The organism is Aeromonas sp. QDB68 (assembly GCF_027707405.1).
Taxonomy (GTDB): Bacteria; Pseudomonadota; Gammaproteobacteria; order Enterobacterales; family Aeromonadaceae; genus Aeromonas; species Aeromonas caviae.
In genome coordinates, this window is record NZ_JAPCIQ010000014.1 from 23316 (window position 1) to 36553 (window position 13238).

Annotated in this window: 10 protein-coding genes and 3 tRNA genes; 8 read left to right on the forward strand and 5 right to left on the reverse strand. The window is 61.1% G+C overall.

Annotation, left to right across the window (positions count from 1 at the left end):
• Positions 1-262 precede the first annotated feature (262 nt).
• On the forward strand, positions 263-631 hold the full coding sequence (locus PG892_RS06790; protein WP_043154157.1) for a VOC family protein: 369 nt from the start codon (positions 263-265) through the stop codon (positions 629-631).
• Between the two features lie 177 nt (positions 632-808).
• Here PG892_RS06790 and PG892_RS06795 read toward each other — a convergent pair.
• Positions 809-893 (reverse strand) — tRNA-Leu (locus tag PG892_RS06795).
• 143 nt (positions 894-1036) lie between these two features.
• Between PG892_RS06795 and PG892_RS06800 the strand changes: the two genes are divergently transcribed.
• Entirely contained in the window at positions 1037-1549 is a 513-nt protein-coding gene (locus PG892_RS06800) for an RDD family protein (RefSeq protein WP_043154146.1), read from the forward strand.
• A 145-nt stretch (positions 1550-1694) separates the two neighbouring features.
• Here the strand turns inward: PG892_RS06800 and lptG are convergent, their stop codons facing one another.
• Together lptG and lptF are read right to left on the reverse strand one after the other, a co-directional pair.
• The gene (gene lptG, locus PG892_RS06805) at positions 1695-2765 is read right to left on the reverse strand and encodes an LPS export ABC transporter permease LptG (protein ID WP_010672962.1); all 1071 of its coding nucleotides are present in this window, start codon (positions 2763-2765) and stop codon (positions 1695-1697) included.
• A gap of 25 nt (positions 2766-2790) precedes the next feature.
• Positions 2791-3903 carry an LPS export ABC transporter permease LptF gene (gene lptF / locus PG892_RS06810; protein ID WP_052816285.1) on the reverse strand — a complete coding sequence of 371 codons (1113 nt, stop codon included), beginning with the start codon at positions 3901-3903 and terminating at the stop codon, positions 2791-2793.
• Positions 3904-4075: 172 nt separating this feature from the next.
• Between lptF and pepA the strand changes: the two genes are divergently transcribed.
• The 6 genes from pepA (at position 4076) to pbpG (ending at position 12727) form a co-directional block, all read left to right on the forward strand.
• Positions 4076-5587 (forward strand): leucyl aminopeptidase, encoded by a 1512-nt coding sequence (gene pepA, locus PG892_RS06815; protein ID WP_010672960.1) that lies wholly within the window; start codon positions 4076-4078, stop codon positions 5585-5587.
• A gap of 169 nt (positions 5588-5756) precedes the next feature.
• Complete coding sequence (locus PG892_RS06820; protein ID WP_010672959.1) at positions 5757-6212, forward strand: DNA polymerase III subunit chi; 456 nt, start codon at positions 5757-5759, stop codon at positions 6210-6212.
• Positions 6213-6277: 65 nt separating this feature from the next.
• Positions 6278-9142, forward strand: a complete 2865-nt coding sequence (locus PG892_RS06825; RefSeq protein WP_052816286.1) for a valine--tRNA ligase — start codon at positions 6278-6280, stop codon at positions 9140-9142.
• Positions 9143-9567: 425 nt separating this feature from the next.
• Complete coding sequence (locus PG892_RS06830; protein ID WP_029313724.1) at positions 9568-10860, forward strand: hemolysin family protein; 1293 nt, start codon at positions 9568-9570, stop codon at positions 10858-10860.
• 18 nt (positions 10861-10878) lie between these two features.
• On the forward strand, positions 10879-11544 hold the full coding sequence (locus PG892_RS06835) for a DedA family protein (RefSeq protein ID WP_010672956.1): 666 nt from the start codon (positions 10879-10881) through the stop codon (positions 11542-11544).
• A gap of 397 nt (positions 11545-11941) precedes the next feature.
• Positions 11942-12727, forward strand: coding sequence for a D-alanyl-D-alanine endopeptidase (gene pbpG / locus PG892_RS06840; RefSeq protein WP_442865619.1), 786 nt, complete (start codon positions 11942-11944; stop codon positions 12725-12727).
• Positions 12728-13056: 329 nt separating this feature from the next.
• Here pbpG and PG892_RS06845 read toward each other — a convergent pair.
• Both PG892_RS06845 and PG892_RS06850 read right to left on the reverse strand, forming a co-directional pair.
• A tRNA-Arg gene (locus PG892_RS06845) sits at positions 13057-13133 on the reverse strand.
• 27 nt (positions 13134-13160) lie between these two features.
• Positions 13161-13237, reverse strand: a tRNA-Arg gene (locus tag PG892_RS06850).
• Position 13238: the final 1 nt, after the last annotated feature.

A 13238-nucleotide genomic window follows, 5' to 3' on the forward strand; every position in this document is an offset into this window, starting at 1 on the left:
GACCCAATCGCCTCACAATGACGGGGCGAACCCCTGGTGATGTCACCCTGGCAGGCTTATCTATCCCGCTAAGGTATTTATGAAATAAATGAAATGGGCCATACCATGGTGAAATCAAATGAGGCTGACGGCCAATATCCCCCCACCCGAGGGGCACAAGCACTTTAAGAGTGCAAACGCGCGCCATTCGTCTAGCCTGCCCCGAAATGCCCGGTCATACTGGCAAGCCATCTTCCCCTGTTCCCAGCGCCGCGAGGAGCCCATGCCCAATCTCAACGTGACCGAAATCAAGGCCTTCGTGCCTGCCCGGGATTTCACGCTGTCAAAGCAGTTCTATCAGGATCTCGGCTTTACCCTGGCCTCCGATGGCGACGGCGTGGCCTATTTTCATCTCGGCAACGCAAGCTTCCTGCTGCAGGATGGCAACCCCCCGGGGCTGGCCGAGCAGCTCATGATGCACCTCCTGGTGGAGGACGTGGCCGCCTGGCGGGCCCAAGTGGAGGCGAGCCAGATCGCCGCCCGCTACGGCGTCCGGGTCACGGAGCTCGTCACCCAGCCGTGGCGCATGAAGGAGTTCTGTCTGTACGACCCCTCAGGCGTGCTGTGGCGCATCGCGCAGAACATCGACTGAGGGGATGGCAGTCCGAGAGGTTGATGGCCCGAGAGCCTGTGGGTCTGAAGGTCTGAAGGTCTGAGGGTCTGAGGGTCTGAGGGTCTGAGGGTCTGAGGGTCTGAGGGTACACCTCTTCGCACCGCCCGAAAAAACAAAAGGCCATCCGCGAGGATGGCCTTTTGTCATGGAATCTGATGGTGCCCGGGGTCGGACTCGAACCGACACGTTTTGCAACGGCGGATTTTGAATCCGCTGCGTCTACCGATTTCGCCACCCGGGCAGCTGCGAGGGATTATACGAATGGCGCTTGGTCATGCAAGGTGTTTTTCTTGCCCCCACCGTTGTTTGCTCATTTATTCAACGCCTTGCCGATGCCAGGCCAGTTACATAGAATGCCCGCATCATATTAATGGAATAATCATCATGGCCAAGCGCAAGACCCCCACCCCTCTCCAGCCTGCTCCCCGGCATCCGTCCGCCGGTCTGCTGCGCCGTCTCGGCGCCCTGCTCTATGACTATCTGGTGGTGATTGCCCTGCTGATCATCGCCGGCTTCATCGGCATGGGGGTGGCCCACCTGCTGCTGGCCACCGGCATGGCGAGCGTCCCCGAGGGCAAGGATGCCGCCTGGCTGCTCACCAGCCCCCTCTACAGCGCCTGGCTGGCCTTCGTCATCTGCGGTTTCTACACCTGGTTCTGGGTCCGCGCCGGCCAGACCATCGGCATGCGGGCCTGGCGCCTGCGCATCCAGAACCTGGACGGCAGCAACATTCGCGTCACCCAGGCCCTGATCCGGCTCGCCACCTCGGCCTTTGGCCTGGGCAACCTGCTGTGTGTGTTCAATCGCGCCCGCCCCCGCGCCTTCCAGGACATCTGGGCCGAGTGCGAGGTGGTGGTACTCGGCAAGACGGAAAACCTGGAGCAGCTCAATCGCTGATCCCAAGGCGGCAACGAAAAAGGGCACCCCGAGGTGCCCTTTTTGCTGACCAGAACTGACGGCTTGCAGCCCAGAACCTTGACGGAAGCGGTGCATCGGGATGCGATGGCCGCCTTTTGTCAGCAGCCCTCCGCCCTTCAGGCCGCTACTGCTTGCGGCTCAGGATATAGAAGGAGATGCCGCCAAACAGCAGGCTGGGTGCGATGGCCGCGAGGATGGGCGGGACCGCATAGACCAGGCTGACCGGGCCGAACACCCTGTCGCTCACATAGACCGCGAAGCCGGTCATGATCCCCATCAGCATCCGCGCCCCCATGCTCACCGAGCGCAGCGGGCCGAAGATGAAGGAGGAGGCGAGCAGTATCATGGCCACCACGGAGAGCGGTGAGAGCAGCTTGCGCCACATCTCCAGCTTGTAGCGTCCGGCATCCTGCTTGTTGGCATCCAGATAACCGATGTAGTCCCGCAGCCCCGAGATGGGCAGGTTCTCGGGATCGATGCTGACCACCCCGAGCTGCTTGGGAGTCAGCTCGGATTGCCAGGCCATCTGGGCATGCTCTTCGTCCTGGATCCGGGTGGGATCGTCAAACCGGGTGATGTGCACCTGCTTCAGCAGCCAGTGGTGATCCTCGAACACCCCCTCCTTCGCCTGCACCACGTCGATCAGGTTGCGGGACGGAGTAAAGCGGTAGAGGGTGATGCCGGTCAGGGCGCCATCGTTGCGCACCCCGTTGATGTTGACGAAGTTGTTGCCATCCCGTGCCCAGACCCCGTAGGCCGAGACCGTGAGCCGCCCTTCCGACATGGCCCCCGCCTTGATGTCATCCGCCATCCGCTTGGCGGCCGGTGCGACGTACTCTCCCATCAGCCCCACCAGCAGCATCAGGGGAATGGCGGTCTTGAGCGCCGCCATGACGATGCTGATCTTGGAGCGTCCCGCCGCCTGCATCACCACCAGCTCGGAGCTGGTCGCGAGCTGGCCCAGACCGATGAGGCCACCGAGCAGGGCCGCCAGGGGGAAGAAGAGCACCGCCTCCTTGGGCATGGAGAGCAGCACGTAGTAGAGGGCGTTGAGCATGTCGTAGTTGCCTTCCCCGACCGCCTTCAACTGCTCCACGTACTTGATGAGCGCGGCGAGCCCGACCAGGGTCAGCTCGCACAGCAGGATCGACATGAAGATGACCCTGCCTATGTATCTATCGAGAATGCCGAACATCAGCAGAGACTCCCAGGTTGCAGCATCACGCTGACTTTCTCTTGAACAATTGCCCTTTGACCCCGTTCCACCAGCTGGTGCCCTGCAGGTTGAGAGGCAACCCTATCAGCAGCAGATAGACCAGGGGCACCAGGAACATCCCGGGCCAGTGGGGCAGACGCCCGCTGTCGATGGCCGACCGGGCGGCGCTGAGCAGCAGGAAATAGGAGAGATAGAGCAGGATGGCCGGCAGCAGCTTGGCGTAACGCCCCTGACGGGGATTGACCCGCGCCATCGGCACCACCAGGAAGGTGAGCACCAGGATGGAGAGGGGCAGCGACAGGCGCCACTGCAGTTCGGCCATCAGCTGGTTGTCCTGGGTGCCGAGCAATGCCAGGGTCGGCTTGGCCGCCGCCTTGCGGTTGGATCGCTCCATCTCCTGCTGGCGGATCACCAGGCTGTATTCACGGAACTCCGAGACCTGGAACTGCTTGCCGGTGAAATGCCCCTCGTAGCGCGAACCATCCTTCAGGGTCAGCCACTGCAAGCCGTTGCTGTCGGCGGTCACCTGCCCCTCGTTGGCCACCACCACTGACGGGGTTGAGCCACCCTCGGCCCGTTGCAGCACGAAGATTTTCTGCAACTCCGACCCCTTGTCGTTCAGATCCTGGATGTAGGCCACCAGGCGCCCCTTGTCGAGCTCCATGAAGCGGCCGGCCTGCAGGAAAGAGATACCGGGATCGGCCTTGAACTCGTCGATCACCTGGTACTCCCGCTCCTTGGCCTGGGGGGCGACCCAGCCGGTGTTGAACGCCGCGACGGCGGCGGTCAGCAAAGCCAGCACCAGGGCGCTGCCCATGATGAAACGGTGACTGAAACCCACCGCGTGCATCACCGTCATCTCGCTTTCCGCGTACAAACGGCCGTGAGCAAACAGAATGGCTAAAAACAGACTGATAGGCAGCATCAACAACGCCATATTCGGCAGGTTGAGCAGCAGGAGGGTGGAGACCAGGCGAGTCGGCACCTCACCATCGGCGGCATCGCCAATGATCTGGATAAATTGCTGGCTGACGAAGATAAGCAGCAGCACGAACAGCACCGCCAGCTGGGTTTTCAGGGTCTCCCTGAACAAATATCGGAAAACGATCACAGTCATTCCCAAGTAAACTTGTGTTTTTAGTCGAATGCCTGAAAAATAGGGCCCTATATTGGATTTTTACCAGTTTGAACTGCGGAGCCTGTGACTGTTCGCTCCGCCTCTGATACCCCAACAAGCACCGCATTATTCAATAAATGGTGCCTTTTGTCTTTAGGATGTAGGAGATTCCATGGAGTTCAGTGTAAAGAGTGGCAGTCCTGAGAAGCAACGCAGTGCCTGCGTCGTGGTCGGCGTTTTTGAGCCCCGCCGCCTCTCTCCGGTTGCCGAACAGCTGGACAAGATCAGCGACGGCTACCTCAGCTCGCTGCTGCGCCGTGGCGACCTGGAAGGGAAACCGGGCCAGATGCTGCTGCTGCATCAAGTACCGGGCGTGCTCAGCGAGCGCGTACTGCTGGTCGGGTGCGGCAAGGAGCGCGAACTCGACGAGCGCCAGTACAAGCAGATCATCAACAAGACCATCACCACCCTGAACGAAACCGGCTCCATGGAAGCGGTCTGCTTCCTGACCGAGCTGCACGTCAAGGGTCGGGATACCTACTGGAAGGTGCGTCAGGCGGTGGAAACCACCAAGGCGGGCCTCTACAGCTTCGATCAGTTCAAGACCAACAAGGCCGAACCGCGCCGTCCGCTGCGCAAGCTGGTCTTCAACGTGCCGACGCGTCGGGAACTGACCATAGGCGAGCGCGCCATCAACCACGGCCTGGCCGTGGCGAAAGGGGTGCGCATCTGCCGCGACGTGGCGAACATGCCGCCCAACGTCTGCAATCCCGCCTACCTCGCCTCCCAGGCCCGCCGTCTGGCGGATGCCTATGACAACATCACCACCAGGGTGGTGGGGGAGCAGGAGATGGCCGAGCTCGGCATGAACTCCTACCTGGCAGTGGCCCGCGGCTCCGAGAACGAAGCCATGATGGCCATCATCGAGTACAAGGGCAACGCCGACGCCAAGCCCATCGTGCTGGTGGGCAAGGGGCTGACCTTCGACTCCGGCGGCATCTCCATCAAGCCGGCAGACGGCATGGACGAGATGAAGTACGACATGGGTGGCGCCGCCTCCGTGCTCGGCACCATGCACGCCCTGGCCCAGTTGCAGCTGCCCATCAACGTCATCGGCGTGCTGGCGGGCTGCGAGAACATGCCGGGGGGCAACGCCTACCGCCCCGGTGACATCCTCACTACCATGTCCGGCCAGACCGTCGAGGTGCTCAACACCGACGCCGAAGGCCGCCTGGTGTTGTGCGATGCCCTCACCTATGTGGACCGCTACGATCCCGAGACCGTGATCGACGTGGCGACCCTGACCGGTGCCTGCATCATCGCCCTTGGCCACCATACCTCTGGCCTCTTGGCGAACCACAACCCCCTGGCCCACGAGCTGCTCAACGCCTCCGAACAGGCCGGCGATCGCGCCTGGCGCCTGCCCCTGTTCGACGAGTATCAGGAGCAGCTGGAAAGCCCGTTCGCGGACATGGCCAACATCGGTGGCCGTCCGGCCGGTACCATCACCGCCGCCGCCTTCCTGTCGCGCTTCACCAAGAAATACAACTGGGCCCACCTGGATATCGCAGGGACCGCCTGGAAGAGCGGCAAGGAGAAGGGCTCCACCGGCCGTCCTGTGCCCCTGCTGACCCAGTTCCTGCTCAACCGGGCCGGCGTGGCGGACGTCGAAGACAAGGAGTGATCCCCTTCCCCATCGACTCGAAGAGCGATGCGAGAAGGCGTTACCCTGTATCACAAGGAAGAGGCCTGCCTCTTCCTTGTTTCATTGAGAGAATCCGGGAAGTCCGTGCCAGACGCGGCTCCCGAAGACGGCCAATCGCTGTCCGTCACAGCCAAACGGGACCGACCTGATGAGCCAAGTGACCTTTTACCTGATGAGCCAGCCCGATGATGCGGATGCCTCCGCCGTCGAGCGCCTCGCCTGCCAGCTTGCGGCCGATGGCTGGAGCGCAGGCCACCTCTATCTGCTGTGCGAGGACGAGGCCCAGGCCCTGCGTCTGGACGAGCTGTTGTGGCAGTTGCCGCCCGATCGCTTCGTGCCGCACCAGTTGCAGGGGGAGAGCGGTCAGGCCCCGGTGGAGATAGGCCATCAGCCGCCACGGCGGCGCTATGCCTGCCTCATCAACCTGGCCCGGCAGACACCTTTGTTTGCAGGACACTTCGCTCAAGTGGTAGATTTTGTCCCCACTGACGAAACGCAAAAGCAGCAAGCCCGCGAGCGCTACAAGCACTATCGCCAGGCGGGCCATACCCTCGAGATGAGGGATCAGCCCGTCCTTGCCGCACCGGATCCGGCGCAGCCCTGACTGTGCCACCCTCGATCCACGACGAATCAACACCAGACTCCATCCATCCAGAATACGGCGAGACCATGGAAAAGACTTTTAATCACAACGCCATCGAACAGGCGCTCTATCAGCACTGGGAAGCCCAGGGTTACTTCAAGCCCCACGGCGACACCAGCAAAGACTCCTTCTGCATCATGATCCCGCCGCCGAACGTCACCGGCAGCCTGCACATGGGCCACGCCTTCCAGCAGACCCTGATGGACACCCTGATCCGCTACAACCGCATGCAGGGCAAGAACACCCTGTGGCAGGCAGGTACCGACCACGCCGGTATCGCCACCCAGATGGTGGTTGAGCGCAAGATCGCCGCAGAAGAGGGCAAGACCCGCCACGATTACGGCCGGGAAGCCTTCATCGACAAGATCTGGCAGTGGAAGGAAGAGTCCGGCGGCACCATCACCCGTCAGATGCGCCGTCTGGGTGACTCCGTGGACTGGGAGCGCGAGCGCTTCACCATGGATGAGGGCCTCTCCGCCGCCGTCCAGGAAGTGTTCGTGCGCCTGTACGAAGACGGCCTGATGTACCGCGGCAAGCGTCTGGTGAACTGGGATCCCAAGCTCAACACCGCCATCTCCGACCTGGAAGTGGAAAACCGCGAGATCAAGGGCCACATGTGGCACCTTCGCTACCCGCTGGCCAACGGTGCCAAGACCGCCGAAGGCAAGGATTACCTGATCGTCGCCACCACCCGTCCGGAAACCATGCTGGGCGATACCGCCGTCGCGGTAAACCCGGAAGACCCGCGCTACAAGGCGCTGATCGGTCAGCACATCCTGCTGCCGCTGGTGAATCGTCTGATCCCCATCGTCGCCGACGAACACGCCGACATGGAGAAGGGTACCGGCTGCGTGAAGATCACCCCGGCCCACGACTTCAACGACAACGAAGTGGGCAAGCGCCACAACCTGCCGATGATCAACATCTTCACCCTGGACGCCCACGTGCGTGCCGAGGCCGAAGTGGTCGATACCAATGGCAACCCGAGCACCGCCTATGACGCCGCCCTGCCGACCGAGTTCGCCGGGATGGAGCGCTTCGCCGCCCGCAAGGCCATCGTCGCCAAGCTGGACGAGCTGGGCCTCCTGGCCGAGATCAAGGATCACGTGCTGCAACAGCCTTACGGCGATCGCGGCGGCGTGCCCATCGAGCCCATGCTGACCGACCAGTGGTACGTCCGCGTGGCCCCCATGGCCAAGACCGCCATCGAGGCGGTGGAAGATGGCCGCATCCAGTTCGTGCCGAAGCAGTACGAAAACATGTACTTCTCCTGGATGCGCGACATTCAGGACTGGTGCGTCTCCCGTCAGCTGTGGTGGGGTCACCGCATCCCGGCCTGGTATGACGATGCCGGCAACGTCTACGTGGGCCGCAACGAAGAGGAAGTGCGCGCCAAGCACAGCATCCCGGCCGTAACCGTACTGCGTCAGGACGAAGACGTGCTCGACACCTGGTTCAGCTCCGCCCTGTGGACCTTCTCCACTCTGGGCTGGCCGAACAACACCGAGGCACTCAAGACCTTCCACCCGACCGACGTGCTGATGAGCGGCTTCGACATCATCTTCTTCTGGATTGCCCGGATGATCATGATGACCATGCACTTCATCAAGGACGAAAACGGCCAGCCGCAAGTCCCGTTCAAGACCGTCTACATCACCGGTCTTATCCGTGACGAAGAGGGCCAGAAGATGTCCAAGTCCAAGGGCAACGTGCTGGACCCGCTCGACATGATCGACGGCATATCGCTGGAAGATCTGCTGGAGAAGCGCACCGGCAACATGATGCAGCCGCAGATGGCCGAGAAGATCGCCAAGCGTACCGCCAAGCAGTTCCCGGAAGGGATCGATGCCCACGGTACCGACGCCCTGCGCTTCACGCTGGCAGCGCTGGCCTCTACCGGTCGTGACATCAACTGGGACATGAAACGCCTGGACGGCTACAACAACTTCTGCAACAAGCTGTGGAACGCCTCCCGCTATGTGCTGATGAACACCGAAGATCAGGATTGCGGCTTCTCTTCGCAAGGGAATGGTGGCGAGATGCAGTTCAGCCTGGCGGATCGCTGGATCCAGTCCCAGCTGCAAGTGGCCATCCGTGACTTCCGCACCGCCCTCGATACCTACCGCTTCGACATCGCGGCAGGCGTGTTGTACGAATTTATCTGGAACCAGTTCTGTGACTGGTATCTGGAGCTGACCAAGCCGGTACTGACCAAGGGCTCCGAGGCCGAGCAGCGCGCTGCCCGCCACACCCTCGTCAGCGTCCTCGAGAACCTGTTGCGCCTGGCACACCCGATCATCCCGTTCATCACCGAGACCATCTGGAAATCGGTCGCCCCGCTGGCTGGCGTACACGCCGACACCATCATGATTCAGGCTTTCCCGGAGTTCGACGCCGCCAAGGTGGACGACGCCGCGATGGCGGATCAGGAGTGGGTGAAGGAGTTCATCGTCAGCATCCGCAACATCCGCGCCGAGATGAACGTGGCCCCGAGCGTGCCCCTCAACGTGCTGCTCCAGTGCGATGCCAAGGATGCCCAGCGCGCCGCTGACAACGAGGCCTTCCTCAAGTCGCTGGCCCGTCTGGAATCCATCCGCGTACTGGCGGCCGGTGAAACCGCCCCGCTGTCGGTGAAGAAGCTGATCGGTGCCACCGAGCTGATGATCCCGATGGCCGGTCTCATCGACAAGGAAGCCGAGCTGGCCCGTCTGGCCAAAGAGGTGGCCCGTCTGGTGGGCGAGTGCGGCCGCATCGAAGGCAAGCTCGGCAACGAAGCCTTCGTCGCCAAGGCGCCGGAAGCGGTCATCACCAAGGAGCGCGAGAAGCTGGAAGATTACCGTCTCCAGCTGACCAAGCTGGAAGCCCAACAGGCCGAGATCGCCGCGCTCTAAGCCACAGCGCAACATGACAAGCCCCCGTTTATCGGGCAATGCTGTTCAGATAAGCACTTTTTTGACTGATTATTCATAAATTGGATTTGAGTTGAGGGGGCAAGGCTGTGTCCAGTCGATCTTCCTCCAGCCTTTATCCAGCGGGGCTTGCAATAGAAAGAGGGAGGCATCATGCCTCCCTCGATTTTTTGTCCTGATACTACGTAGACTGGAACTCAAATTCTCTTAAGTGAACAGCATTGCCGTTTATCGGGGGCTTTTTCATGTCAGGGGTTCAGTTCTCCCTCTCCTGCCCCGCGGTTTTATCCCTCCCGCCGGGGCGATATTCAAAAATTCACGAGCCAAATCACCTCCTTTCACAAGCGCAGAGCCCGCAAATTCATTACACTGCCAGCGGTCTTTTCTATCGGGAGTGCTGCTGCAGTATGGAAATATTGATCCTGTTTGGATTGATTTTGCTCAATGGCGTCTTCGCCATGTCGGAAATCGCCATCGTGACGGCACGCAAGGCACGCCTCGCCAAAATGGCGAGCGAAGGGAGCCGCTCCGCCGCCATCGCCCTCAAGCTCGGGGAAGATCCGACCCATTTCCTCTCCGCCGTGCAGATCGGCATCACCAGCATCGGTCTGCTCAACGGTATCTATGGCGAGTCCCTGCTGGCCCAGCCCTTCGCTCTCTGGCTGCAGGAGTGGGGGCTCTCCCCCAAGAGCAGCAGCCTGCTCGCCACCGTCATCGTGGTCGTGCTGGTCACCTATCTCTCCATCGTGGTAGGGGAGCTCGTGCCCAAACGCCTCGGACAGCTCAGCGCCGAGCGCATCGCCTGTCTGGTAGCCCGCCCCATGCTCTGGCTGGCGACCCTGACCCGTCCCTTCGTCTGGTTGCTCTCCGCCTCCACCAACGCCAGCCTGCGGCTGCTGCGGGTCGATCAGCGCAGCAGCAACAACGTCACTCAGGAGGAGATCCACGCCATGCTGGTGGAGGGCTCCGAAGCGGGGGTGATCGAGGACCATGAGCACACTATGTTGCGCAACGTGTTCCGCCTCGACGAACGCAGCCTGGCCTCCCTGATGGTGCCGCGCAGCGACATCCGCTATCTGGACCTGTCACTGCCGCTGGAAGTGAACCTCCAACGTCTGGTGGAGTATCGCCACAGCTTCTTCCCTGTCTGTGACGGCAGCTTGTCGGATCTCGTCGGCATCCTCAACGTCAGCAAGGTGCTGCACGCCTACATCAAGGGAGAGCCCATCGATCTGGCGGCGCTGACCCAGGACGGCAGCCTGCTGCCGGAGACCCTCAACGGCCTGGAGCTGCTCAACCACTTCCGTACCCACTCCGAGCACATGGTGCTGGTGGTGGACGAATATGGCGAGCTGCAGGGGCTGGTCACCCAGCAGGATCTGCTGGAAACCCTGGCCGGCGACTTCCAGCAGGAAGATGGGGAGGACAACTGGGCCTTCCAGCGCGCCGACGGCAGCTGGCTGCTCGACGGCCTCATTCCGCTGCCAGAATTGAAGGACTGTCTGGAGCTGGTTCGTCTGCCGGAAGAAGAAAAACATCACTATCACACCCTTGGAGGGCTTATCATGCTGCTCCTTGGCCGCCTTCCCCAGACCGGAGACCTGGTCACCCTGGAACAGTGGCAACTGGAAATCGTGGATATGGACGGCCTGCGCATCGACAAGGTACTTGCCATGCCCTTGACCGACCAACCCAGCTAACCTGCGGAGTTTGCATGTATGGAGCAGTTTTACCACCTGGCTCACGCCTTTATGCATCAGGATCTGGCGACACTCTCTGATCCCAAGATGGTCTTCATGGTCTATGTCGTCCTGCTGACCTTCCTGGTGCTCGAGAATGGCTTTATCCCCACCGCCTTCCTGCCAGGGGATACCCTGCTGATCCTGACCGGCGTGCTGATCTATCAGGGGGTGTTGCCGATGGCGGTGGTCCCGCTGCTGATCATGGCGACCTTCGTCGGTACCTGGCTTGGCTACATGCAGGGGCGTTTCCTCGGCCACACCCGGATGTATCACAGGCTGATGTCCCACCTTGATGACAAGCACAAGGAGAAGGTGCACTACCTGCTCAACAAGTACGGCATCATCACCCTGATCACCGCCCGCTACATCGCCTTCGTGCGTACCGCCTACCCCTATATCGTCGGCGCCAACGAGATCCCCCAGGGGCGCTTCCTGGTGGTCAACCTGATCAGCTCCATCATGTGGATCTGCCCCCTGGTCGGGCTGGGTTACTACCTGAGCCACACCAAGCTGGCCGCGCAGTATGAGTCCCAATTTCTCAGCGTCATTCTCTACCTGCCGGTCGTGCTGCTGGTGGGCGGCCTCATCGCTCTGGTCTGGCGCTGGTGGAGCAGACGCAAGCCCGGCGTCTCCAGAGAGTGAGACAGACCACAGGGTCGCCCACAGGCGCAATGCTGTTCAGATAAGCACTTTTTTGACTGATTATTCATAAATTGGATTTGAGTTGAGGGGGCAAGGCTGTGTCCAGTCGATCTTCCTCCAGCCTTTATCCAGCGGGGCTTGCAATAGGAAGAGGGAGGCATCATGCCTCCCTCGCTTTTTTGTCCTGATACTACGTGGACTGGAACTCAAATTCTCTTAAGTGAACAGCATTGCGCCCACAGGCGGCCCTTTTTTTATGGAAAATAGTGGCGAATTCCCCCTGCTCGCTCTTGTAAAGCAGGGGCAAAAATGAGTGAATCTAGCGCCTTTTTTCGCTGTGGATGGAGTTGGTTGTATGGGGTGTTGGATTCGCGCAATCGCGCTGGTAGGTGGATTGATGGGACTGCTGGGTTCGCAGACAGCCCTGGCGACCCCCAACCCGGCCAAGCTGCAGCTCAAATCGGGCAGTGCCCTGGTGATGGACGTCAACACCGGCAAGACCCTGTATCAGAAAAACCCCACCCGGGTGCGCCCCATCGCCTCCCTCACCAAGCTGATGACGGCGCTGGTGGTGCTGGATGCCCGCCAGAACCTCAATCAGACCCTGACCATCGATCAGAACGACAGGGACAACATCAAGCACACCTATTCACGGGTGCGCATGGGCACCCAGGTCAGCCGCCGTGACGCCCTGCATCTGGCGCTGATGTCCTCCGAAAACCGCATGGCCTCGGCGCTTGCCCGCCACTACCCGGGGGGTCGCCAGGCCTTCATCCGCGCCATGAACAACAAGGCCAGACAGCTCGGCATGCGCAACACCCGCTACTATGACTCCACCGGTCTCTCGACCCGCAACGTCTCCACCGCCCAGGATCTGGCCAAGCTCCTCTCTGCGGCCTATCGACAGCTGCTGATCCGTGAATTCACCCAGGACACCAGCAGGGAGATGCGCTTTCACAAGCCGGCCTACAGCCTGATGTTCAACAATACCAACCCGCTGGTGAAGAACCCGGACTGGGATGTACGCCTCTCCAAGACAGGCTATACCGACGAAGCGGGCCGCTGCCTGCTGATGCGTGCCAAACCGGATCGTCAGGAGCTCGCCATCGTACTGCTCAACTCGGTGGGCAAACGCACCCCTGTCGGGGATGCCAACCGCATCCGCAAGTGGCTGAAAAGCTGATTCTCTCCACGAAGACATGAAAGGATGCCGCGGCATCCTTTTTTATTGCCAGCCAAACGCCTCAGCAGGCCGCCAGAGGGCGCCAGCCCCGCACAGCATAGATGCGCATGGTTCGTGCCCCCAGGTAGCCACAGGCACGACCACGGGATGCGTCAGCAGCCTGCCAGGCAAGACACGTGGAGAGTGGTGACCCGGGGGCACGTGCAGCAAGGGGGAACCGTCCCCCATGGGAGCGTCAGGGAGAAGGACACGAGAGAGACAACCCCATGATGGGGAGGAGGATATCGCCCATAAAAAAACAGCCCCGACTGACGTCGAGGCTGTCTGTATGGTGCGCCCGAGAGGATTCGAACCTCTGACCACCTGGTTCGTAGCCAGGTACTCTATCCAGCTGAGCTACGGGCGCTCATAAATTGTTGCACTGCTTGAAATATGGTGCGCCCGAGAGGATTCGAACCTCTGACCACCTGGTTCGTAGCCAGGTACTCTATCCAGCTGAGCTACGGGCGCG